This is a genomic window from Anaeromyxobacter oryzae (assembly GCF_023169945.1).
GTDB lineage: Bacteria > Myxococcota > Myxococcia > Myxococcales > Anaeromyxobacteraceae > Anaeromyxobacter > Anaeromyxobacter oryzae.
This window is the reverse complement of sequence record NZ_AP025591.1, coordinates 1626904-1650781: the sequence shown is the minus strand read 5'-3', so window position 1 is coordinate 1650781 and position 23878 is coordinate 1626904. Positions and strand designations below refer to the sequence as shown.

Sequence of the window (23878 nt, the reverse complement as noted above, 5' to 3'; positions counted from 1 at the left end):
TGCGCGCCGGCATCGACCTCCTGCAGCGTCCGGATGATCTGCTCCTCGGTGAACTTGCTCTTCCGCATCCGTCCTCCACGTTCAGTGAAAGACTCACGCTGCGATCCGTCCAGCTTTCGGGGGCAGGTCACCCGCGCCGCCTCAGCGAATCGGGGCGTAGGCAGAAGGTCGCACCGCGCTGGGCGTGTCGTGCGCAACTGACTTCTCCCGCAACGACGCGGAATAGCACGGCGCTCGCGATCCCCCACCAATCCGGTTGCACGCGCGTGTGCGCAAGCGTCGGATGTGTCGTGTTCCGCGCGTCCGGATTCGTTCCGGGGGAGGCAGCGCCATGGCGAGCCCCTCGCCGACGTCGAGCAACGTTCTCCGTCTCCGTGCAGCTCAACTCATCGCGGCGCTCGCCGCTTGGGCGGTTCTGGCCGCGTGCGGCGGCGGGGCGAGCTCACCCGGCGGCGCCGGCTCCCCGGCCATACGGGCGGATGCTGCGACTCCGTCGAGCGTCACGATCGCCGGCGACCTCGAACCGGCGCTCGGCTGTGCAAATGCGTGGGACCCGTCCTGCGCCGCCGCTCACCTCACCTACGACGCGAACGACGACGTGTGGCAGAGCGTGGTGACGGCGACGACGCCGTGGTCCATCCCGGCGGGCAACTGGAACTACAAGGCCGCGCTGAACGACGGCTGGGATGAGAACTACGGACTGCACGCAGCGCCGGGTGGAGCGAACATCCCGCTGAACCTCGGCGCCACGCAGGTCGTGAAGTTCTACTACGACGACAAGACGCACTGGATCACGGACAACGTCAACTCCGTGATCGCGACCGCCCCGGGCAGCTTTCAATCCGCGCTCGGCTGCAGCGGCGACTGGGATCCCGGTTGCCTTCGCTCGTGGCTCGAGGATCCCGACGGCGACGGCATCTACACGTTCGAGACGACGGCGCTCCCCGCGGGGAGCTACGAGGGCAAGGTCGCGATCAACGAGAGCTGGAACGAGAACTATGGTCAGGGCGGCGTCCCGAACGGAAACAACATTCCGTTCACGGTTCCCGTGAACAACGCCAGGGTGAGCTTCACGTACAATTCGGCGACCCACGTCCTGACGATCAACGCCGGGCACGGGCACGACAACAACGTCGAGTACGCAGGGCTTCGCCACGACTCGCGTGACAGCCTCTACCGCGTGCCGTTCGGCGCGGTCGCGCCCAGCACCGAGGCCACGCTGCGCTTCCGCACGTACCACAAGGACGTGACCGGCGTGACGATGCGCCTCTACGACACGGCGGTCGGGCACGAGGACCGCCAGCCGATGGCGCTGGTGGCGAGCAATGTCGATTGCCAGGACGCCACGATCACGGACAGCACGTGCGACCTGTGGCAGCTGAAGTACACGCCGAAGGCGCTCGGCACCGTGTATTACCGCTTCATCGTCACCGACGGCACCGCGACGGCGTACTACTCAGACAATGCCCCACGCTACGGTGGCGTCGGGGCGGCGACCCCGACCGAGGTCGACAACGGGTTCCGGCTCAACGTCGTGAAGCCGGCGGCGCAGTTCCCGACCGTCGGATGGATGAAGGACGGCGTGATGTACCAGATCTTCCCCGATCGCTTCCGCAACGGGGCGACGGAGAACGACCCGCGTACGACCGACTTCCGTTACGATTATCCGGCGCCGAGCAACGCGACGCCCCAGCAGCTCCAGGCCGCGGCGGATGCGCAGGTCCAGCTGAGGAACTGGCTCACGCAGCTCCCCGAGGGGTACTGCCGCGACTACGTGAGTCCGGCAAATCCGTGCATCGAATCGCCCAAGGGACGCGACTACTTCGGTGGCGATCTGAAAGGCGTCGACGACAAGCTCGACTACCTGAAGTCGCTGGGCGTCACCATCATCTACTTCAACCCGGTATTCGCTTCGGGGTCGAACCACGGGTACGACACGCGTGACTACCTGTCGGTCAATCCGTACTTCGGCGGCTACGGGTACCTGAAGAAGCTCGCGACCGACGCGTCCGCGCGCGGGATGAGGGTCGTCCTCGACGGCGTGTTCAACCACATGTCGTCCGACAGCCCATTCTTCGACCGGTACCACCACTACACGACCGTCGGCGCGTGCGAGAGCACGTCGTCGCCGTACCGGTCGTGGTTCACGTTCCATGACGTCTCACCGGGCAGCGGGCCTTGTGTGGACAGCCAGGGCCGCCCCAACGCCGCGACGTACGACGGCTGGGCCGGGTTCGACACGATCCCGGTGATCACGAAGCGCGACCCGGCGCAGCCCGAGCTGCCCTACGAACCCGTCGCGAACTATTTCTACAGGTCGTCGTCGAGCAGCGTCGCGGGGTACTGGCTGCTGAACGGCGCCGGCGGCTGGCGCTTCGACGTCATGAGCGACCCCTCGTTCCCTCCCGCCTACTGGCAGCAGCTGCGCACCATCACGAAGGGCGTGAAGCCCGACGAGATCCTCATCGCCGAAGCCTGGAACTGGTACGACAACCTGCCGATGACCCACGGTGACCAGGCGGACACCGCCATGGGCTACCGCTTCCGCAACGCGGTGCTCGGGTTGCTCGGAGCCGTCGACAACAAGGGCTTCGCCGAGGAGGCGGACCCGAACCTGCCGCCTTCGACGTTCATGCACCGAATGGACTCGATCCGCGAGGACTACGCGGACGCGACCTACTACACCTTCCAGAACCTCGTCGACAGCCACGACACGAACCGGGTGCTGTGGAGCCTGACCGACGGCCTGTACAACCGCGAGGACAGGGAGTTCAACGCCGCGAACCTCGCGCTCGGCAAGCAGCGCCAGAAGCTCGCGGCGATCGTGCAGATGACCGTGCCCGGGACGCCCACCATCTACTACGGTGACGAGGTCGCGCTCACGGGCGCGAGCGACCCTGACGACCGCCGTCCGTTCCCGTGGGCCGACCTGACCGGCACCGCGAAGAAGGACAAGTACTACGGGGCTGGCGGCGACCACGACATGTTCGACCACTACCAGAAGCTCATCCTGCTCCGGAAGGCGACGCCGGTCCTCCGCGACGGCAGGGTGCAGTTCCTGCTCGCGGACGACGTGCAGAAGACGCTGGCGTATTCGGTGCGCAGCGACACGGCGCTCGCCATCGTGGTCATCAATCGGAACGAGGACACGGCACAGACCGTCACCGTGCCGACCGCGCCGTACCTGCGCGACGGCATCACGCTGAAGGACTCGCTCACCGGGAAGAGCGTCACGACCGCGGGCGGTGCGTTCATGACGGCCCTGGGCCCGCTGTCCGCCGCCATCTACGTCATGAACCCCGGGCAGGACATCAAGGGACCGGTTGCGCCCACGGGGCTGACGGCGGCGTCGAACAACGGAATCGCGAGCACGGTCAGCCTCTCGTGGAGTGGCAACTCGGACAGTGCATCGTACGACGTCTATCGCAGCCCGGTCGCCGGTGGCGGGTACGTGAAGATCGGCACCGTGGCCGGTACGACGTTCACCGACGCGACCGTCCAGAACGGCACGACCTACTACTACGTGGTCCGTGGCGTGGACTCGGTAGGGAACGAGGGCGCGAGCTCGAACGAGGCGAACGCCACGCCTGCCTTCCCCGTCGGCTACGCGGTCCTGCAGTGGCCGAAGACGATCACCCAGACGATCACCTCGAACTTCACGACGGTGTACGGGCAGGTCTACATCGCCGGCTTCACCGACGCCGGCGGCGATCCGAGCGCAATCCAGGCGCAGATTGGCTTCGGCGCCCCGGGGACCGACCCGGCGAGCTGGTCGTCCTGGCAGCCGATGACCTACAACGTGAAGTCCGGCAACAACTACGAGTACATGGGCGGCATCCGTGCGGATGCGGTGGGTACGTACGACTACCTGGTGCGCTTCTCCGACGACGGCGGGAGGAGCTGGGTGTACGGGGATCAGGACGGGTTCTATCCGGGCAATCCGGGAACGAACCAGCCTGGGGTCATGACGATCTCCGCCAGCTCCGACACGACCGCGCCCACCGCGCCGGTCGCGGAGATCGACTACGGCGCGTCGAGCCTGACGGTGAGCTGGACGGCGTCGACGGATCCGGATGACGTCGTGGCGGAATACCGCGTCTACCGCGGCACGGTGGCGGGTGGCGAGGGCGCGGTCGCGCTCGCGATCGTCTCGGGGACCACGCTCGCGTTCGTGGACCACACGGTGAATTCGGGCGAGACGTACTACTACGTCGTCAGGGCGTACGACACCTCGCTCAACGCCTCGCCCGCGTCGAACGAGGTGTCGCACGACGTGGAGCCGAAGCTGGTGCAGGTGACATTCCGTGTGAAGGTGCCGGCGTTCACGCCACCCGCGGACTTCGTCTACATCTCGGGGCAGGCGCAGGGTGCCGCGGCGGACCCGCTGTGCGGCTATTGCGGCGGGACGCTGTCGACGAAGATGACGTCCGCCGGCTCGGGCGTCTGGCAGATCACGCTGAACATCGCGGATGGAACGCCCATCCAGTACAAGTACACGCGCGGTACGTACGACTACGTCGAGGAGTGGGGGACGATCAAAGGGTTCACGAACCGCGTCGCGACGGTCGCGGCGAACAGCCCGACCGACCTCACGCAGCTCTTCGACGACACGAGCGACACGAACCCGGACGACAACCACAAGGCGGTCCAGAACTGGCGCGACGCGCTCGTCACCGGCTACACGGCGACGGCCGCCTCCATCGACGTTACGTTCAACTGGGATGTGAAATCCGACGCCACCAACTCGTCGGACTTCTCGACGGCCATCGCCGTCGTGCAGGGCGGCGTGCCCATCGCAGGCGCCGTCACGCACGACTCGGGGGCGCAGTCGCTCACCTTCACGCCCGGGACCGTGCTGGCTTCCGGCGCGTACACGGTGACGATCGATCACGTCGTGCCGATCACCGTCCAGGCCGACGGCATCAAGATCCGGACGCCGTACGTGTTCCAGTTCTCGGTGCCCTGAACCGATCGCCGACACCCAGATCCGGTGTTCATCAAGGGCGCCGCACCCGTCGTCTCGCGAGGGCGCTGGAGCGGGCGAGTAGTTACGGCCACATCGCCCGCTACCCGCGTATCTGTCGGCAGCTCGCCTGCGCGCTGCTATGGCTTCGGCGTTCCGAGCGTCTACCTTCTCGAGACAGCTTCTAATCAGGAACGAACATGACGACTCCGAGAACCTACAGTGCCAGTTGCCATTGTGGTGCCGTCCGTTTCACGTTCGCTTGCGAGGAGATCACGAGCGGCCGAAGATGCAATTGCTCCATCTGCGTCCGCAAAGGGGCGGTCATGTCCTCGAACTACTTCCGCCCATCGGATGTCGAGGTGGAAGGTAGAGAGCACCTGGCCCTGTACCAGTTCGGGGACAAGGACGTGAACCACTTCTTCTGCCGCACCTGCGGTATCTCTCCGTTCACCACGGTGGCCTCCGTGCCGCCCGACTATCAAGGACCCGCAAGGCCGGGGGACTATCGGATCAACCTCGGCTGCGTTCATGACCTTGATGTGCTCTCCCTGGAAATCCAGGTCATCGACGGGGAGGCACTCTAGGGCGCGATATAGACAATCGAAGGTGATCCGAGTGCGGCCCGTTCTCTTTGAACCGATCTTCGACGCGCCGCCCGCCTTCGAAGTCGGCGCTGGAAGGGGAACCCGACCATCTCGAAGTCGGTCTTGAACTGCTTGTAGGTGCCGCTCACGAGGCAGGCCGTCCTCGCGGGGGGCCAGCTTCGCCGAACCAGGTGCGATGAGTTGGGGCGAGCCTTGACTGTTGGCGCTCACCGAGAACCGCGGAATTTCTGAACGTGCCGACGCGGGCCGGGCGGAGTGGTAGCCTTCAGGCGGGATGAAGATCCAGGTCCTCATGAGTCCCGGCTGCGGGCACGGCGCTCGCGCGCTCGAGGTGGTGGCGGACGTCGTTGGCCAGATCGCGCCAGGGGCGGAGATCGAGACAATCGCGGTCGCGACGCTCGAGGACGCGGCCCGGTGGTCGTTCCCGGGCTCGCCAACCGTCCGCGTCGATGACATCGACATCGACCCGGAGGCGCCGACGGGCGTCGCTCTGGGTTGACGACTGTACGGTCTCGCGGGCGTGCCCCCGCGAAGGCTCATCGAGGCCGCGATCCGGTGCGCGCTCGTGTGTTCATGATCGCTTCTTCCGTCGGCGCGTCTCGGTCGCCACCTCGGAGAGCTCGGCCCGCGATTGTTGTGGCACCCTCGCGGTCACGGAGCGTCCATTCGGACGAGGCGGAACTATGCGTCTGTTGCCGAAGGTCACCACGCTGGCGGTTCTCGTCACGGCAGCTGCACGTCCAGCGACCGCAGACGGTGGCGAATGGATCGAGCGCGCCGACATGTACTTGATGGCGCTCGACACAGGGGCGGCGGGCCTTTCGGGTTCTGAGGGTGGATGGGCCGTCGTCGATGCCGTAACGCGGGCACGTGAGTCACTTGAAGCGGCTACGCCCCCGCCGTGGGCGGAGCTTCGTACTCGTCTCGCGTCGACTGAGCGTACGCCGCGGCAAGCGCTCGCGATGCTATCCGTGATGAACTGCCCGCCCGACGACGTGGTGATCGAGGCTCTGAGGGACCGTTCGCCCGACGATCTCGAAGCCCGATGGCTTGTCGCCTGGATCGCCGGGAGGCTCGGCGCGGCGTCCGTGCAGCGGAATGCAGACCAGTTGGTGGAAAGGTTCGAGCGAGAGGACAGCGCATTTGTTGTCGCTGCGGCCCGCCCCGCCATCGAGCGGCTGGACCCGCGCAGGCAGACCATCGTGCTGTCGGCGATCGCGCAGCATGGGCTCGCGAAGGTGGCCTACATCATCGCCGAGAGTCAGCCGGGCGGAGTGGACCGGCTGCTCGCGCGGTTGCGCGAATCTGGCGCACGGGACGCCGAGAGGGAGGTCCTGTCGCTGCGCCGCCGCGACGAAGAGCGCACGCGTAGGTGAGGCGTGGTGCGCCGGCGCCGACGATTCGTAGCGGCGTCAGGTAGCTTGCGAAGCGGTAGTAGCCGGAACGCCAGGGGCGTCTCCCCTATATCTCCCCGCGGTTGGTCGAGAACCGTGGAGAGCCGTGGAGTCGGGTGGAGTCGGGATCGCAGCAGAAGCGCTGTGGACGCGCGGTGCCCGCGCCGAATCGCGGACAAAGGACGGATGAACGATGGCGCACCCCTTGGAAGAGATCATCGCATCGGCTGACACTGCCATCGTCAGAGAGGACTTCGACACCCTGCTCGAGTTCTACTCCGAGGATGCAGTGCTCGTGATCAAGCCGGGGATGAGTGTGACGGGCAAGGCTTCCATCAGGAAGGCCTTCGAGCGGATCGCCGAGTACTTCCACCACAGCGTGCAAGTCCAGCAAGCGGGAATGGTGGTCCTCGAGAGCGGCGACACTGCCCTGGTATTGGCGAAGACGGTCGTGTCGGCGTCCAACCTTCCCGCTGTCACTCGAAACGCAACGTACGTCTTCCGAAGGGAGAGCGGCGGCAGGTGGCGCTGCGCGATAGACAACTCGTACGGGCACGAGTTGTTGGCAGGTCGCGGGCCCACTGCCTGAGCGGAGTAGCGGCACTGGGCGAACCAGGCAGCCGCATTCGCGCCCAACCAGCGTAGCATCCGGCGACGTGCGCGGGGTTGCCGGGGCTGGGTGGGGCCCTCCCTTACCTCGCGACCACCGCGTTCCGCTCACGTCCGGCGAGAAGTGCGCGCCCGCCGTCGTCATGTCGATGGCCGGGCGGCCGACCGGGTATGCTGGTGGCGGATTCGTGCAAGGGGACCTTCCGCCAATGAAGTCGCTCTCGGCGCTCTCGATCCGCGTCCAGCTCACGCTCCTGGCCGCGATCTTCGTGCTGCCTGCGGCGGGGATCATCGTCTGGTCCGGCCTCCGCTCCCGCGAGGAGAAGATCCAGGAGGCGAGGGTCGAGACGCAGAAGCTGGCTGCGGCCATCGCGGCGGCGTACGAGAGCAGGCTCGCGGCAGCGCAGCAGCTGATGACCGCGCTCGCCAACCTCCCGGCCGTGAAGGCGCGCGACCCCGCGGTGCAGCACCTCCTGCGCGACATGGTCGCGCTCAACCCCGACTACGCCAACATCTCCATCGCGGACGCGGCTGGAGACGTCTGGGCATCCGCAAATCCAGGTCGCTTCAACATCGCCGATCGACGGCATTTCCAGGGTGCGCTCGCGACCGGACGGCTCGCCTCGGGCGAGTCCGTGACGGGTCGGGTCACCTCGAGGCCGACCTTCTTCTTCGGGTATCCCTTCCGCGACGCTCGGGGAGAGATCGCGGGCGTCATCAGCGTCGGGTTCGATCTCCGCTTCGTGCGCCTCCTCGAGTCGTCGCGGCTCCCGCCCCGCTCGAGCTTCAGCCTCACCGACCGCAACGGCATCGTCGTGGCGCGCGCCATCGACGCCGAGCCGTACGTGGGCCGCCCCATCTCGCCGGCGCTCCTGGCCGCGATGGTGGACGGGCCGGACGAGGCGACGAACATCGGCCCGAGCCTCACCGGTGAGTACCGCGTCCAGACCTATCGGAAGCTGAGGCTCGCCGGGGAGCAGACGCCCTTCCTGTACGTTCGCGCCGGCATTCCCTACGCAGGCGTCATCGCCGGCGCGAACCGTGCGCTCGCGAGAAACGTCGCGCTGCTCCTCTCCTTCTTCCTGGCGGCCCTCGCCTTCGCCTCGGTGGTGGGCAAGCGGACCATCGTGGACCGCATCGCGCGCCTCGAGTCGGCCTCGCACCGGCTCGCGGGCGGCGATCTCGGCGTGCGGGTGGGGGAGCTCGTCCGCGGCGGCGAGCTGGGGCGGCTCGGGCGCAGCTTCGACCGGATGGCGGAGCAGCTCGCCCGTCGCGAGAAAGCGCTCCAGGAGAGCGAGCGGAACCTCCTGCAAGCGCAGAAGATGGAGACGGTGGGCCGCCTCGCGGGCGGCATCGCACACGACTTCAACAACCAGCTCACGGCGATCCTGAGCAACTCGGAGCACCTCGCACGCGCGCTCCCGGGCGATGAGGGCGCCATCGCGGGCGACATCCGCGACGCGGCGCTGCGCTCGGCGCGTCTGGTGAACCAGCTCCTGGCCTTCGCGCGCAAGGGACCGTCGCGCGTCGTCGCGGTGGACCTCCACCGCACGGTGGACGAGGTCGTGGGGCTCCTCTCGCGCAGCATCGACAAGCGCATCCAGCTCCGCACGAGGCTCGAGGCCGCGCCCGCCCTGGTGCGAGGCGACCCCGACCGGCTCCACACCGCGCTCGTGAACCTCGCCCTCAACGCGCGCGACGCCATGCCGGACGGCGGGACGATCACGTTCGAGACGCGGCGTGTGGAGCTCGACGCGGCCGCCTGCGCGGCGGTCCCCTTCGACGTCTCTCCCGGCCCGTACCTGGAGGTGCGCGTGGTCGATACCGGCATCGGGCTCTCCGAGGAGGTCCGAGCGCATCTCTTCGAGCCGTTCTTCACGACCAAGGGCGTGGGCATGGGCTCCGTGCTCGGGCTCGCGGAGGTGTACGGAACGGTGAAGACGCATCAGGGTGCGATAACGGTGGAGAGCGCCGCGGATCGCGGTACCAGCTTCGCCTTGCTTCTACCCGCGGTGGATGGGGTCTCGCCCGAGCCTCGGTCGGAGCGGACGCAGGGTCGGCCGACGCCGACGTACCCGCTGCGCGTCCTCATCGCGGACGACGAGCAGAACGTCCGAATCTCCCTGGGCCTCCTGCTCCGGACAGGCGGCCACGAGGTCATCGAGTGCGCGAATGGCGCGCAGGCTGTGAGGACGCACAAGGCCGACGCCCGGCGGATCGACGTCGTCATCCTCGACATGATGATGCCGGACATGTCGGGCAGGGAGGTGCTCGCGAAGATCCGCGAGGTCACCCCCGATGTGCCGGTCATCGTCTCGTCCGGCTTCAGCAAGGGCCCGGATGTCGAGGCGCTCCGAGGCGAGTCCGCCGTCTTCTATCTCGCAAAGCCGTACACGACCGAGCAGCTCGAGCGCGCGCTGGCGAAGGCATGCAACGAAACGTGAAAGCTCGACGAGCGACTACGTCGTCGCGACCGAAAGCCCCGACCCAGAGTAATCGAGAGACGCGGCAGAAATCGGCCGAACGACGGACGTTGCGCGGCTGAAGGGGGAGCAAACCGCCGAAAACGTAGGTCCGCAGCACGGACGCGATCCTGTGTTTCTTCGATCGGGAATGGTCCGGGAGGCGGCCGCTCGGGTTGATCGGCGGAACTCTCGGTCGGGACCTTTCTCGGATCGGCGGAACTCTCGGTCGGGACCTTGGGACCTTCTCGCGGCGCGCCCAAGGCCTAGCCGGGCCCTCGAGACCGACGCGTTGGCCAGGCCGCGAGGTGCGCCCTGACGAGCCGCTGCGGTGCCGAGTCAAACAGTTCGTCGCACCACAGTCGACGTAGCGCGTACAGCGAGCCCCGCGTGCCCGGTCGCGGGAACCGCCTTCGAGAACTCATGCTGCAGGCGATCTTCGTCGCTCAGTAGTGCGATGAGAGGGCCACCATGACGAGATACACGCGACTGATCGCCATCGACCTGGGCATGATCGGCAAGCACAACGTGGCCGTCGACATCAACCAGGCCGGCCAGGTGGTCGGCTATGGCCAGATGGCGGACGGATCGCTGCGTCCGTTCGCCTGGACGCGGTCGACCGGTCTGTACGAGCTGACGAGGTTCAACGCGACGGAGGGCGTGGCGCTGCGTGTGAACGAGAGGGGCGAGATCTTCGGCTGGTATCGAAGGGTGGGACAGGACTACTCGGACATGCGCGGCATCTTCTGGACCGCCGAGAATGTCCCGGTCGACATGGGGTCGCCCGGCAAGACGCCGATGTGCCCTGCATCGATGAACAACGACGGCGTGGTCGTCGGGTGGGCTACGACCGCGGTCGGCGCGCACGCGTTTCGATGGACGCGTTCGGATGGGATGAAGGATCTGGACTCGCTCAGTGGCTACTACGGCGCTAGCTATGCGCTCTCCATCAATGACGCTGGCCTCATCGTCGGTTCCTCTAGGGGCTCCGACTTCCCGTACGACCGTGCCTTCACATGGATCGCTCCGGGCCCGATGGCGCCGCTGCTCCCCGAGCTATCCGAGGGGAGGGAGAGCAAAGCCCTCTTCGTCAACAATCGAGGCCAGATCGCCGGGCACCACGGGCCCTGTGACGCCCTATGGGTCTACTCGTACACGCCGAGTGGCGGGCGAGTCGACATCCTTTCGTCGCATACAAACCCGGAACCCTCGGTGGGGCTCGGGGAGGGCGGCCACGTGCTGATCGACGAGCAGTACGGAACGCTGATGCGCCGGCTTCGCGTGTGGACGGCTGAAGGGGGCACCGTCGATGTCGGCGGGCTGCGACTAGAACAGTACGTACAAGTGACCCAGGCCGGGAACACCATGCTCTCGAGCAGCACGGGCCCGAGCATCATCTATCATGGCTTCTTGCGCGCGGTGAACGTTCACGGTCAGGTGGTCGGCAGGAGCCTCGTCGACGACGGTGAATACCACGCGTTCTCGTGGACGGCTTCGGGCGGGATCGTGGACCTGAACGCGCTCGCCGGCGGGGCGTCCAGCGCCGCCTTGGCGGTGAACGACGCTGGCCAGATCGTCGGCTACAGCGTCCAGGCGGATGGCACGACGCACGCGATGCTGTGGGTCCCGCAGTTGATCGTGGTCGATCGCATCGCCGAGTTGCGGGTGCGCCTCCGGGCCATGGCGCCACGCCCCGCCATCCTCGCCAGCCTCGACACCAGGCTCCTCGCCGCCCTCGAGGCGGCGACGGCGGAGAAGAACGTCGTCGTTCACGACGTTCTCGGTGCCTTCATCCGGGAGGCGGAGGCCCAGGGCGGTGTGGTGCTCACGGTCGGACAGGCCAAGGAGCTGGTGACCTCGGCGCAGCAGATCCGCGCGTCGATCCAGCGCTGACGCCCCCGCCGGGCCGGCGGCGGCGCTTCCTGGCAGGCAGCTCGGCGCCGCGTCGTTCGTCCGTGGAGCGCCGTCCCGCGGGAGCGTCTATGGATCCTCGGTCCCACCGTGAGCATGTTCCACTGGGGGTAATGCGAAAGGAGAGGGAGAATGTCACGCACCGCGTTGGGTCTGCTCATCGTCGCCGCGTCACTCGTTCCGCGCGCCGTGGTCGCGGAGGGCGGCGGCGGCGTCACCATCGAGGGCTTCTACGGGCTGGAGCGACCGCCTTCGACGAGCTTCAGCGCAGCGGTGAGCGGCACCACGAGCTCGCCGGACCTGTTCAGCTCCTCGCTCCAGATGGCCGGGGGTGACATTCTCGTCGACCTGGGCGGGCTCGAGCTCGGCGCGATCGTCGACACCACGTTCGGCAGCAACACGGCGTCCCAGACCGCGATCGGAGCGCTGGGGGGGCTCGCCCTCGGAACGGGGTCCGTCAGGCTCGACCTGCTCGCCGAGGCGGGCGGGCATCGCTACGGGAACCTCGCGAGCAACCCCGAGATCGTCACCGCGAGCTCGACGAGCGAGTGGCTCTTCTACGTGGGGCTCCGGCCCGGCATCTCCGTCAAGCTCGGCGGCGGACCGCTCTCCGTCGGGCTGTGGGGGTTCGCCCGATGGGACGTGAACTCGAAGGACGTGCCAGTGACGGTGGGGAGCGCCGGAAGTGCGGGCTCATACAAGCTCGGCGGCTCGACCATCGGCGCGACGCTGCGGCTCGGCTTCACACTCTAGGAGCAGGCGCCCGATCGCTGCGAATGCCGAACGCATCCTCTTCCGGGCGCCGCCCGGAAGGGGCGGCGTGGCTCCGCGAGCCGTGAAACGTCGTACTGCGTCCAGGTCACACTCCGGGGGCGCGGCGGCCGGCGGTCGGCGCATCTATGACCTCCCGCCGATCGGCGCCTCGCGCCGGTGTCCCGAGGCGCCGTGGAGTTCTCCCTCACCGCCGAGCAGCGGGCGCTACGCGAACAGGTCCTCCGCTTCGCGCGCGAGGAGATCGTGCCGCGCGTCCGCGAGCACGACCTCGCGGGCCGCTTCGACCTGCGCTCGTTCCGGCGGCTGGGCGAGCTGGGCGTGCTCGGGCTCCACCTCGACCCCGAGCACGGCGGCAGCGGCGCGAGCGCGGTGACCTGCGTCGCGGTGGGCGAGGCGCTCGGCGAGGCGGGGGTGGACGGCGGGCTCGCGCTCTCCTACGGCGCGCATTCGTTCCTGTGCGCCGACACCATCGAGGTCCACGGCACCGCGGCGCAGCGGGCGCGCTGGCTCCCGGGCCTCGCCTCGGGCGAGCGGATCGGCTGCATGGCGCTCACCGAGCCGGGGGCCGGCTCCGACGTGGCGGCGCTCTCGACCCGCGCGGAGCGGATCGACGGCGGGTACCGGATCACCGGCCGCAAGATGTTCATCACCAACGGATCCATCGCCGACGTCGCGGTGGTCTTCGCGAAGACCGATCCCGAGGCCGGACACGACGGGATCACCGCGTTCGTGGTGGAGAAGGGGACGCCGGGCTTCTCTGCGGGGCGGGACCTGCACAAGCTCGGGATGCGGAGCTCGGTGACGAGCGAGCTCGTCCTCGAGGACTGCGTCGTCCCCGTGGAGCACCGGCTCGGCGAGGAGGGGGCGGGGTTCCTCGCGGCGCTCCAGGCGGTGGAGTGGGACCGCTCGACCCTCCTCGCGCCGTTCCTCGGCCAGATGCAGTTCCTCGTCGATCGCTGCTGCGGCTACGCGCGCGACCGCACGCAGTTCGGGCGCGCCATCGCCAACTTCCAGGCGGTGAAGCACCGCATCGCCGATCTCCGCATCGTGCTCGAGGCGTCCCGGGCGCTCGTGTACCGGGTGGCGTGGTGCAAGGACCAGGGGCGCCCCATGAACCCGCTCGAGGCCGCCTGCGCCAAGCTCTTCGTCGGCGACGCGTCGCTCGGACCGACGAACGACGCGCTCGTCGTGCACGGGGGCTATGGCTACTGCCACGAGTACGACGTGGAGCGCGTCTTCCGCGACGCGCGCCTTGGCGCCATCGGGGGCGGCACCTCCGACATCCAGAAGCTCGTCCTCTCCCGCCTGCTCGACGCGGCGCTCGCCTAGGATCTCCCTTGGACTTCGCCCCTTCGCCGGAGGAGCTGGACGCGGAGCGGCGCGCGGCCGCGCTCGCCCTCGATCAGGCGCGGGCGCTCGCTGACGTCGGGGCGGTCGACGCGCCCGCGTGGCGCCGGCTCCACGCCGCCGCCTGCGCGGCGCTGGGCGCCGGGCCGGCCGTTGCGGCGCGGCTCGCGCTGGCGCGCGCCTCGCCCGCGCTCCTCCTCGCAGCGGACGCGACGCGCCAGCTCGCGTCACTCGCGGCCGCGTTCCTCCCTGGCGCGCTCGCGCCCGGGGACGCCGCCGCCTTCGACGCGGGCGAGCGGGTCGGCGCGGTGGCGCTCGCGGACGCCGCGGAGCGCGGCCCGGCGCGCCTGCGACGCGCCGGGGATGGCTGGCGGCTCACGGCGGCGAAGCCGCTCGTGACGAACGCGCCGGTCGCCGACCTCGTCGCGGTCTTCGCTGAGGCCGACGGCGCCGAGGCGCTCTGCCTCGTCGCTCCGGGCGATCCGGGGATCCGGGTCGGCCCGCCCGCCGCGCTGCTCGGCCTCGACGGCCTGCCGGTCTCCGCGCTGGACGCCGACGATGCTCCGGTCGCGGCGGCGCGCGTCTCGGCCCCGCGCCCGGATCGGGCCGCGAGCGCCCGGTATCGCCGCGACGCCGACCTCTCCCTCGCCATCGCCGCCGCAGGGCTCATGCGCGGCGTCCTGCGCGCCGCCCACCGCCACGCGAGCGCGCGGATGCGCGACGGCCGGCCCGTGCTGGCGCGGCAGGAGGTGGGCTTCGCGCTCGCGGCGGTGCTCTCCCGGACCGAAGCGGCCGAGCTCCTCTGCCACCGCGCCGCCTGGCTCTCCGCGACCGGCGATCCCGACGCCGACGCGGTCGTCCGCTGCGCGAAGGTCTTCTGCGCCGAGGAGGCCGAGCGGGCCGCCGGCGCCTGCCTCCAGGCCATGGGCGGCGAGGGCTACCGCCGCGGTAGCGCGGCCGAGCGCGCCTGGCGCGACGCGAAGGGGCTCGCCCTCGCCGGAACCACGATCGAGGTCGCGCGGATGGAGATCGCGGACGCGTGCCTCGATCACCAGAGGTGAAGCGCATGGACGTCCTGCCGACCCGGGTGGATCCCAGCGGCGCCGAGTACCGCGAGAACTTCGCGGCCATGCAGGCGCTGGTGGAGCAGCTCCGCCGCGAGCTCGAGCGGGCTCGCTCGGAGCGGTCGGAGCGCGCGCTGCGGCGGAACGCCGAGCTCGGCAAGCTCACCGTGCAAGAGCGGCTCGAACGCCTCCTCGATCCGGGGGGGCCGTGGCTCGAGCTCGCGCCGCTCGCCGCGCGCGGCCTCTACGAGGGCGACGTCCACGGTGCCGGCTCGCGCGCCGGGATCGGCCTCGTCCACGGCCGCGAGGTGCTCGTCCACGCCAACGACCCGACGATCAAGGGCGGCACGGTGTACCCGCTGGGCGTGAAGAAGACGCTGCGCGTCCAGACCATCGCGCTCGAGAACCGGCTCCCCGTGATCATGCTGGTCGACTCCGGTGGCGCGTACCTCCCGCTCCAGTCGGAGATCTTCCCCGACGTCGACGACGGGGGGCGCATCTTCTACAACCAGGCGCAGCTCTCCAAGGCGAACGTCCCGCAGATCACCGCGGTCATGGGGCACTGCACCGCCGGAGGCGCCTACATCCCGGCGATGAGCGATCACGTCGTACACGTGAAGGGCACCGGGGCCATCTTTCTCGGAGGGCCGCCGCTCGTGCGCGCCGCGACGGGCGAGGAGGTCACCGCGGAGGAGCTGGGCGGCGCGGTCGTCCACTGCCGCGAGTCCGGCGTCTCGGACTACCTCGCCGAGGACGACGCCGACGCGCTCCGGATCGTCCGCGGGCTCGTCGAGGCGCTGCCGCGCGACGTCCGCCCGGCGGAGCCGGCGCGGACCCCCGAGCCGCCGCGCTACGACCCGGAGGAGATCTACGGGATCGTCCCCCGGAACCTGTCCCGCCAGTACGACGTGCGCGAGGTGATCGCGCGCGTCGTGGACGGGTCGCGCTTCCTCGAGTTCAAGGCGCTCTACGGCAAGACGCTGGTGTGCGGGTTCGCATTCGTGCACGGGCACGAGGTCGGGATCCTGGCGAACCAGGGAATCCTGCTCTCGGCGTCGGCGCTCAAGGCCACCCAGTTCATCCAGCTGTGCGATCGCCAGGGCATCCCGCTCGTGTTCCTGCAGAACGTCCCCGGCTACATGATCGGCCGCGAGTACGAGCGGCGCGGCATCACGAAGGACGGCGCGAAGATGGTGAACGCGGTCGCCACCGCGACGGTGCCGAAGCTGACCGTCATCATCGGCCAGTCGTTCGGCGCAGGGAACTACGGGATGTGCGGCCGCGCCTACTCGCCGCGGTTCCTGTGGACCTGGCCCAACGGGCGCATCGGGGTGATGGGGCCGGAGCAGGCCGCGCGCGTGCTCGTGAGCGTGAAGAACGACCAGCTCGCCCGCGAGGGCCGCCCGCCGCTCGGGCCCGAGGAGGAGGAGCAGATCCGCGCCCCGATCCTCGCGGCCGCCGAGGCGGAGGGGAGCGCGTGGTACTCGACCGCGCAGCTCTGGGACGACGGGATCCTGGACCCGGCGGGCACGCGCGACGCGCTCGGGCTCGCGCTCGCGGCGGCCCGGAACGCGCCGCTCGAGGGGCGCCGGCAGGGGTACGGGACCTTCCGGATGTGACCGTGGGTGGAGGATCGGCATGGCGGACGAGGTGCGGTACGAGGTTCGCGGCGCGGCCGCCTGGCTCACCATCGACCGGGAGGCGCGCCGGAACGCCCTCGGCCCCGCCACGCTCGAGGCGCTCCTGTCGCACCTCGACCGCGCCGAGGCCGACGCGGCCGTGCGCGTGGTCTGCGTGACCGGCGCCGGCGAGCAAGCCTTCAGCTCCGGCGCCGATCTCGCCGCGGCGATGGGCGCGGGCGATCCCATGGCGCTGTTCCGGACCTACGCGGCGCTCCTCTCGCGGATGCGCGGGTACGGGAAGCCGCTCGTCGCGCGGGTGAACGGGGACTGCCTGGCGGGCGGGCTCGGGCCGGTGCTCGCCTGTGACGTGGCGCTGGCGCGCGAGGGGGCTCGCTTCGGCACGCCCGAGGTGAAGGTGGGCCTCTTCCCCATGATGATCGCGGCGCTCCTCCTCCGCGACGGCCTGCGCAAGAAGGTGCTCGAGCTCGTCTACACGGGCGCGCTCGTCGGGGCGCGCGAGGCGGAGGCAATGGGACTCGTGACGCGGGCGGTGCCCGACGCCGCGCTCGACGCCGAGGTGGAGCGCGTGCTCGCCGCCATCGCGGCGGGCGCTCCGCGCGCCGTCCAGATCGGGCGCCGCGCTCTCTCCGAGGCGGAGGAGCTGCCCTTCGACACCGCCGTCGAGCACCTGTGCCGCCGGCTCGGCGACGTGTTCGCGACCGAGGACGCCGCCGAGGGGCTCTCGGCGTTCCTCGCGAGGCGCGAGCCCCGCTGGACGGGGAGGTGACGATGGGAACGTGGACCCGGGCGAACCAGGACCCCGAGCGGCCGTGCATGATCACCTGCGCCCTCTCCGGCGTGGTGGCGAACCGTTCCCAGTGCCCGGCCATCCCCTACCGGCCGGAGGAGTACGCGGCAGAGGCGCGGCGCGCCTTCGAGGCGGGCGCGGCCGCGGTGCACATCCACGCGCGGCGGCCCGACGGGACGCCGAGCTACGAGGTGGAGGACTACCGCGCGATCTACGAGGCGGTCACCGCCGCCTGCCCGGTCATCGTCAACTTCTCGACGGGCGCGGTGGGGATCCCGACCGAGAAGAAGACGGCGCCGGTCCTGGCGATGCGCCCGGCGGTCGCGGCGCTCAACATGGGCTCGATGAACTACGCGAAGTACCACTCCGGCCGGAAGGCGTTCGTCTTCGAGTTCGTGTTCGCGAACCCCTTCTCGGAGATCGTGGAGATCCTCCGCGCCATGAGGGAGGCGGGGACGAAGCCGGAGATGGAGTGCTTCGACGTGGGGCACATCGGGAACGCGTACCCGCTCGTGGACATGGGGCTCCTCGCGCCTCCGTTCCAGTTCAGCCTGATCATGGGTGTCCTGGGGGGCGTGCCGCCCACGGTGGCGAACCTGCTCGCGATGGTGGGGCAGCTCCCGGACCAGAGCGACTGGGAGGTGATCGGCATCGGGCGCGACCAGTGGCGCCTCGTCGCCGCGGCCTGCGCAATCGGCGGGAACGTGCGGGTGGGGCTCGAGGACAACTTCTACCTGCCGGACGGCACCATGGCGCGCTCGAATGGCGAGCTCGTCGAGCGGGCCGCGCGCATGGTGCGGGACCAGGGGCGCGCGGTCGCGACGGTCGAGGAGTGCCGGGCGCGGCTCGGGCTCGTGAACCGGTGAAGCGGCGTGCTCCTCGAGCGCGACGGTCTTCCACGACACGCGTCTCAACGGGGGCGGTACTGTTGATCGACGACGAACCACCGTCCTCCGTCCGTTCGCTCGACGACGACGAGCGACTACGTCGTCGCGACCAGCAGCTCCTCCGAGTTGTTCGGTGGACGAAGGCCATCCATCCTGCCCGCGAAGTAGCGCTGGGTCAGAGCAGCGGCCGACACGTGATGGACGTCTCGAAAGCCGGCTTCGCGGGCCAGCGCGAGCATCTCCGTCGGCCTGAAGAAGCTGATGAAGGGCGTGCCGTTTGCTCGCGCGCCCTCCGCAGCCCGCTGAAGCCCGGGACGAACTTCTGGGTCCGCGAGCTCCAACGGCAGCAAGAACGACATGGCGAGCGTGGAGCCCGGCGCGAGCGCCGCGACCTGGCGCAGCGTGGCCGCGATCGCGTCCTTGGTCAGGTACATGCTGACGCCGGTGGAGGCCACGACCGCCGGCCGTCCGGCATCGAAGCCCGACGTCGCCAGCCGCTCCCACCACGCGTCGCCGGCCTCGAAGTCGACCGGCACGAGCCGCAGAAACGACGGGATGCCGAAGCCGAGGTCGACGAGGCGCTGGCGCTTCCACGCCTGAGGACCGGGTCGATCGACCTCGAACACGCGCAATCGGGAGGCGAGGTCCGGTCGACGCTGGGCGAAGGTGTCCAGTCCCGCTCCGAGGATGACGTACTGCCCGACGCCGCGCGCAGCTTGTTCCGCGACGAGGTCTTCGATGAAGCGGCCACGGGCCACGATGGAGGCGCGGAAGGGCCTCGTGAACGGGCTCATGTCTGGACGGTTGCGCCATCCGTCTGGCGGAGCCGCTAGCTTCAGGCCGACCTCGTCTTCGAGCACGTGCGGCGGCGGATCGGCTTGGACGTGTAGGGCCCGCCACAAGGCCACCCGCACCGCCGTGCTGTCTGCTTCAGCGTCAGGCTTCTCAGGCATGGCGTTCCTTCCTCTATATCGTCGGTAGCGAGGGGCTCGCTCCCACGCTCGAAGAACGACTGGGAGCGCACGTCCGCGGGCGCGCTCCACTCGGCGAGGCGAGGGGCAGACGTCGACCCGGGAAGGCACGCTCCGCTCAGTTCGCGTTCGCGAAGGACTCGAGTACCCGCCGGAGCCTTCCGCCTTCCACTGCGTGAACCTCGGTCCCCACGCCGCCGCATTCCGTGCAAACGGCGACCGAAATGCTCAGGTAGCTGCGCCCGTCGAGCGTGAAGCCGCTGGGCACCTGCATCGTGAACGGCCCTGCCATCGCCCCCACTTCACCGTGCGAGACTGTCACCCAGGGGCCCCCCTCGGCGTCGCCATCGACCTTCAACCGGACCAGGATCGGTCCGCCGTCCAGCTCCGACCAGGAAAACGCCTCGAAGATGGACGGTTCGAATGAGCGTCCGTCGAGTGCGTCCTTCCACCGGCTCGATGCCATCTCGACGGCCCTGCCGGTCGAGATTGCCTGGCGGAGCCTGGCTCGGGTCGCTTCGTCCGTTATCGCGTGAGGCTCTACCTGCCGGTAAGCGCCCCGCGCTCCGATGACGCCGAGTGCGTAGGTCCCCTTGCAGCGCTCGGCTCCCACCAGGACGGTGCAATCACCGTTCCCCGTCCCCACCGCACCGACTCTTCCGGTCGTCACCGAGCAGGTCGTCGAGTCCTTCTCCGACAACAGAAGAACAGGGGTCGCGGCGGCGTAGCTGCCGAAGAGACACTGCTCACTCTCAACCGTCGCTGGATCACTCGCATTCGCCGGCTCGGCGTAGGTCAGCAGCTCGAACCGGTGGACCGGCTGAGAGGAAGGCTTCGCCGCGCACCCCGCGCCCGCGCCGAGCACGAGAACCACCACGAGCATCCTGGACAACGCGTCCCCCTGGAACCGCACCGTGCAGTCCGGCGCGTGCGCGCATTCTATGTCTCGTCCGGAGATCGTGGCGATCCGAACGCCACCGGTGGTGGACGCGATCGAATTGCGGGCGCGCGGCAGTTCGACGCCGCGCTGCTCCGCCGCGCCGGCGCCCGGCTCGATCCGGCGACTCCGGTGCGGGTGGAGCGGGGCGCGCTGCCGGTGGGGGGCCGCCGCCGTTCGCCTCGCGGGGTGCTTCCGGGCTCACCATGCGAGCCGCGCCGCCCGCAGCGACACGTCCGGCGGTGGCGCCCCGGGTCCCTGCCAGGTCTGGTCCCGCCAGACGATCACCGGCGGTCCGTCGTCGGGCGACAGGAGAATCGGGCAGTCGAGCACGTGGCCCTCCAGCGGCGCGCCGGTGACGTCGAGCCCGAAGCCCGAGGGCGGGATCTCGGGGCGCGCGTCGGCGCCGAGCGCGAAGGCGCGGATGCCTCCCCACCCGTAGTCTGGCGACCCATAGGGCGACGAGAGCTGGAACGCCGCGAGGTACCGGGTGCCGTCGAACGCGACCGCCGCCCCCGTTCGCGCGCCGTGGTCGGACCCGGAGATCGTGAACCCGTGCGCCGTCGCGGGGCCGTCCCGCAGCGCGCCGCTCGCGTCGATGCGGGCGCCGGCCAGGTCCGCGAATGGCGTGTCGAAGAACGGATCGTGGTGACCGAGCGACGCCTGCCACGCGACGAGCCATCCCGCGCCGTCGCTGGCGACGGCGGGGAGGGTCTGGCCGGCGTCGAGCGGGCTCGAGACGTCGATGGGCGCCGCGTCGAGCGGCGCGCCGTCGGGCCCGAGGCGCAGGGCGCGGATCGCGGGCGAGCTCCCGAGGACGGGTGTCCAGGCGAACGAGCTCTCCTCCCACGCGACGAGCGAGCCGCCCGGTCCCGCGGCGATCGCCGGGAACCGGATGAACTCGCCCTCGTACAGCAACCGAGGCGCCGAGACGGTACCGTCGCCGGCGACGTGCACGCCCCAGAGCGCCTGGTACGCGGTGCTCGTGCTCTGGACCAGCACGACCTGGAACCCGCCGCCGGACGCGCCTGCGGCGGCCACGTCGCCGAGGGAGCCGCCGCCCAGCGTGGCGGCATCGACGATCGGGAACCCGGCCGCGGCGTCCAGCCCGGCGCCCGACGTGTCGAAGCGCCGGCCGTAGACGGCGGTGGACCCGGTGTTCAGGTCCGCCACCGCGAGGAGGAACCGCGTGCCGTCGAAGGCGACCGCGGGGACCCCGAGCACGCGTTCGATCGCCGTCACGTCCGACAGCGTGCCGCCGTCCAGGGACATCATCACCGCGCGCAACGGCGGACTGGCGAGGTTCGCGTTCCAGAACGAGCCCAGGATCTTCCCGGCCGCGGCCGCGAGCGCCGGGCAGCGGGAGGACTGGCTTCCGCTCTCGCTGAAGAGGACATGCGCCTCGCCCAGCCCCCGGGACGCGCCGCCGACCGTGTAGCCGGCGAGGTCGATCACCGTCGGGGGCATTCCGGAGCCGTCGTCGATGGACGACTTGACCAGCCCGACCCCGGAGGCGAGCCAGTCCGTCTCGGCGACGGAGGCGGATCCCTGGCCGCCGCCCGACGCGTAGGCCGTGACCTCGACGCGCGTCAGGACCCGGACCGCCTGCGCGAAGCGGCCGGCCGGCACGGTGACGTCCTCGAAGCCGCCGACCTGGACCGTCTCGCGGACGTCGAAGGCGTCCGGCTGGCCGTCGTCGTCCACGTCGAGCCCCAGGTCGACGCGCGAGCAGGAGGCCACCTCGTACGAAGCGCCGACCGTCACCGGGAACCGGAGCACCGTCACCTCGCCGACGCCGGGCAGCTCGGACGAGGTCCCGATGCTCACCACGCCGCCGGGCGTGACGGCGAGGAGCGACCCCGCCTGCTCCGCCGCGGGATCGTCGGCGTCGCGCTCGAGCACGACCGCCGCCTCGCGCGCGCCGACCTGGCGCGTCCCGGCCACCCACCGGCGATGGCGGCGCGCAATGTCGCCGGGCACCGAGGACGAGCCGTCCGCCGGCACCAGCTGGTAGACCCACGCGTCGCCCGGGGCGAGCGGGAACAGGTTCGACACGTCGCCAGGGCCCGACGCCGGGGCGGGCTCCGCGCGGCACGCGCCGCTTCCGCCGCTGCTGCTCTTCGAGCATCCGAGGACGGCCGCGAGCACCACGGCCGCGAGCACCAACCTCGTCCGGGCGATCATGACCTTCCCCCTCGTCGATCGACTGGTTGATCGAACGCACGATCCCCATGCCGCTGCAATGCCCCGCACGCGTCCGGGTCTCCGCCGCTAGGCACCGTGCCGCACCCGTCGCGGGAGCGGCTTCGCGCCGCGGTAGAAGCGTCGAATGCGCCGAACAGGAATGGTCCGGGACGCGGCCGCTCGGATGGATCGGCGGAACTCTCGGTTCCGCAGCACGGACGCCATCCTGAGATTCTTCGATCGGAATGGTCCCGGACGCGGCCGCTCGGGCTGATCGGCGGAACTCTCGGTCGGAACCCTGGACCAGATCCAGTTTGGGAGAGCCCAGGCGAGCCAGGAGCCTTATCCTCTCCGCCGCCACACACGCCACGGAGGCATCGGGAGAAGACGATGAGCGAGCAGGGCACGACGGCAGCAGAGCAGGTGGCGTTCCTCGGCACCGGCCTCCTCGGCGGCAACTTCGTCCGCGCGTTGCGCCGGCGCGGCGTGCCGGTGCGGTGCTGGAACCGATCGCCGGAGAAGGCCCGCGCCCTCGCCTCCACCGGCGCGGTGGCCTGCGACGACCCGGCGGACGCGGTCCGCGGCGCGGCGCGCGTCCACCTCGCGCTCTCGGACGACGCCGCGGTGGACGACGTCCTGGACCGGATCTGCCCCGGCCTCGCGCCCGGGGCGATCCTCGTCGATCACACCACCACCTCGCCGGCGGGGACGATCGCACGCGCCGCGCGGTGGGAGGCCCTCGGCGTCCCCTTCCAGCACGCACCGGTGTTCATGGGGCCGCAGAACGCGCTCGAGGGCACGGGGCTCATGCTCGCGTCCGGGCCGCGCGCCCGCTTCGAGGCGCTCGCGCCGGCCCTCGCGCCCATGACCGGGCGGCTGGAGTGGCTGGGCCCGCAGGTCGATCGCGCGGCGGCGCTCAAGCTCGTCGGGAACTGCTTCCTCATGGCGATGTCGGCAGGACTCGTCGACGCGCTGGCCCTCGGGAAGTCGCTCGGCGTCCCGCCCGCCGAGGCGGGTGCGCTCTTCGAGCTCTTCAACCCGGGCACCACCGTCCCGGCGCGCGTGAAGCGGATCCTCGCGGCGCGCCACGACCGTCCCTCCTGGACCCTCGACATGGCGCGCAAGGACGCGCGGCTCATGACCGAGGCCGCCGGGCCCGGCGCGGCGGCCCTGATGTTGCTCCCCGTCATCGCCGCCGCGATGGACCGCGCGATCGGCGAGGGGCTGGGCGGGCAGGACTGGATGGTGATCAGCCGCGGCGTGACCGGGTAGCGCGCCTCCCCGTGAAGCGTCCGGCGATCGGGAAGCCATCCGCCGCTCGGCTCGGCGAGCCCGCG

Annotated in this window: 17 protein-coding genes; 14 read left to right on the top strand and 3 right to left on the bottom strand. The window is 70.2% G+C overall.

The features are described from left to right. Positions 1-283 precede the first annotated feature (283 nt). From AMOR_RS07185 to AMOR_RS07125, 13 genes are all read left to right on the top strand, one after another. The gene (locus tag AMOR_RS07185) at positions 284-4966 is read left to right on the top strand and encodes a pullulanase X25 domain-containing protein (protein WP_404800949.1); all 4683 of its coding nucleotides are present in this window, start codon (positions 284-286) and stop codon (positions 4964-4966) included. Between the two features lie 197 nt (positions 4967-5163). Next, entirely contained in the window at positions 5164-5550 is a 387-nt protein-coding gene (locus tag AMOR_RS07180) for a GFA family protein (protein ID WP_449658177.1), read from the top strand. 295 nt (positions 5551-5845) lie between these two features. Continuing rightward, a complete protein-coding gene (locus AMOR_RS07175; RefSeq protein WP_419720682.1) occupies positions 5846-6148 on the top strand; it encodes a DF family (seleno)protein in 303 nt (100 codons plus the stop codon). Between the two features lie 115 nt (positions 6149-6263). Then, positions 6264-6947, top strand: a complete 684-nt coding sequence (locus AMOR_RS07170) for a hypothetical protein (RefSeq protein WP_248360077.1) — start codon at positions 6264-6266, stop codon at positions 6945-6947. Positions 6948-7170: 223 nt separating this feature from the next. After that, positions 7171-7554 (top strand): YybH family protein, encoded by a 384-nt coding sequence (locus AMOR_RS07165; RefSeq protein WP_248360075.1) that lies wholly within the window; start codon positions 7171-7173, stop codon positions 7552-7554. A 229-nt stretch (positions 7555-7783) separates the two neighbouring features. Next, on the top strand, positions 7784-10018 hold the full coding sequence (locus tag AMOR_RS07160; RefSeq protein ID WP_248360073.1) for a cache domain-containing protein: 2235 nt from the start codon (positions 7784-7786) through the stop codon (positions 10016-10018). Positions 10019-10507: 489 nt separating this feature from the next. Then, positions 10508-11929 carry a hypothetical protein gene (locus AMOR_RS07155; protein WP_248360071.1) on the top strand — a complete coding sequence of 474 codons (1422 nt, stop codon included), beginning with the start codon at positions 10508-10510 and terminating at the stop codon, positions 11927-11929. Positions 11930-12079: 150 nt separating this feature from the next. Beyond that, positions 12080-12700, top strand: a complete 621-nt coding sequence (locus tag AMOR_RS07150; protein WP_248360069.1) for a hypothetical protein — start codon at positions 12080-12082, stop codon at positions 12698-12700. Between the two features lie 192 nt (positions 12701-12892). Beyond that, positions 12893-14050: an acyl-CoA dehydrogenase family protein gene (locus AMOR_RS07145; protein ID WP_248360067.1), complete on the top strand. Its 1158-nt coding sequence runs from the start codon at positions 12893-12895 to the stop codon at positions 14048-14050. A gap of 8 nt (positions 14051-14058) precedes the next feature. Then, positions 14059-15129: an acyl-CoA dehydrogenase family protein gene (locus AMOR_RS07140; RefSeq protein ID WP_248360065.1), complete on the top strand. Its 1071-nt coding sequence runs from the start codon at positions 14059-14061 to the stop codon at positions 15127-15129. Then, positions 15108-16751, top strand: a complete 1644-nt coding sequence (locus AMOR_RS07135; RefSeq protein ID WP_318653853.1) for an acyl-CoA carboxylase subunit beta — start codon at positions 15108-15110, stop codon at positions 16749-16751. Before AMOR_RS07140 ends, AMOR_RS07135 begins: the two co-directional genes overlap by 22 nt. 19 nt (positions 16752-16770) lie before the next feature. Next, positions 16771-17541 carry an enoyl-CoA hydratase/isomerase family protein gene (locus tag AMOR_RS07130; protein WP_248360063.1) on the top strand — a complete coding sequence of 257 codons (771 nt, stop codon included), beginning with the start codon at positions 16771-16773 and terminating at the stop codon, positions 17539-17541. A gap of 2 nt (positions 17542-17543) precedes the next feature. Beyond that, positions 17544-18428 carry a BKACE family enzyme gene (locus AMOR_RS07125; protein WP_248360061.1) on the top strand — a complete coding sequence of 295 codons (885 nt, stop codon included), beginning with the start codon at positions 17544-17546 and terminating at the stop codon, positions 18426-18428. A gap of 116 nt (positions 18429-18544) precedes the next feature. Here AMOR_RS07125 and AMOR_RS07120 read toward each other — a convergent pair whose 3' ends face one another. The 3 genes from AMOR_RS07120 to AMOR_RS07110 all read right to left on the bottom strand — a co-directional run bounded on the left by AMOR_RS07120 (position 18545) and on the right by AMOR_RS07110 (position 22541). Continuing rightward, entirely contained in the window at positions 18545-19402 is an 858-nt protein-coding gene (locus AMOR_RS07120; RefSeq protein ID WP_248360060.1) for a class I SAM-dependent methyltransferase, read from the bottom strand. Between the two features lie 136 nt (positions 19403-19538). After that, positions 19539-20312 (bottom strand): hypothetical protein, encoded by a 774-nt coding sequence (locus AMOR_RS07115; RefSeq protein ID WP_248360059.1) that lies wholly within the window; start codon positions 20310-20312, stop codon positions 19539-19541. A gap of 246 nt (positions 20313-20558) precedes the next feature. Continuing rightward, entirely contained in the window at positions 20559-22541 is a 1983-nt protein-coding gene (locus AMOR_RS07110; RefSeq protein ID WP_248360058.1) for a hypothetical protein, read from the bottom strand. A gap of 390 nt (positions 22542-22931) precedes the next feature. Between AMOR_RS07110 and AMOR_RS07105 the strand changes: the two genes are divergently transcribed. After that, positions 22932-23813, top strand: coding sequence for an NAD(P)-dependent oxidoreductase (locus tag AMOR_RS07105; protein ID WP_248360057.1), 882 nt, complete (start codon positions 22932-22934; stop codon positions 23811-23813). Positions 23814-23878: the final 65 nt, after the last annotated feature.

What these genes read in the sequence shown, in the direction of transcription:
- AMOR_RS07110 (WP_248360058.1), bottom strand. Translation starts at nt 22,541, where the DNA reads ATGATCGCCCGGACGAGGTTGGTGCTCGCGGCCGTGGTGCTCGCGGCC.
- AMOR_RS07150 (WP_248360069.1), top strand. Translation starts at nt 12,080, where the DNA reads ATGTCACGCACCGCGTTGGGTCTGCTCATCGTCGCCGCGTCACTCGTT.
- AMOR_RS07125 (WP_248360061.1), top strand. Translation starts at nt 17,544, where the DNA reads ATGGGAACGTGGACCCGGGCGAACCAGGACCCCGAGCGGCCGTGCATG.
- AMOR_RS07120 (WP_248360060.1), bottom strand. Translation starts at nt 19,402, where the DNA reads ATGCCTGAGAAGCCTGACGCTGAAGCAGACAGCACGGCGGTGCGGGTG.
- AMOR_RS07130 (WP_248360063.1), top strand. Translation starts at nt 16,771, where the DNA reads ATGGCGGACGAGGTGCGGTACGAGGTTCGCGGCGCGGCCGCCTGGCTC.
- AMOR_RS07160 (WP_248360073.1), top strand. Translation starts at nt 7,784, where the DNA reads ATGAAGTCGCTCTCGGCGCTCTCGATCCGCGTCCAGCTCACGCTCCTG.
- AMOR_RS07105 (WP_248360057.1), top strand. Translation starts at nt 22,932, where the DNA reads ATGAGCGAGCAGGGCACGACGGCAGCAGAGCAGGTGGCGTTCCTCGGC.
- AMOR_RS07180 (WP_449658177.1), top strand. Translation starts at nt 5,164, where the DNA reads ATGACGACTCCGAGAACCTACAGTGCCAGTTGCCATTGTGGTGCCGTC.
- AMOR_RS07155 (WP_248360071.1), top strand. Translation starts at nt 10,508, where the DNA reads ATGACGAGATACACGCGACTGATCGCCATCGACCTGGGCATGATCGGC.
- AMOR_RS07185 (WP_404800949.1), top strand. Translation starts at nt 284, where the DNA reads ATGTGTCGTGTTCCGCGCGTCCGGATTCGTTCCGGGGGAGGCAGCGCC.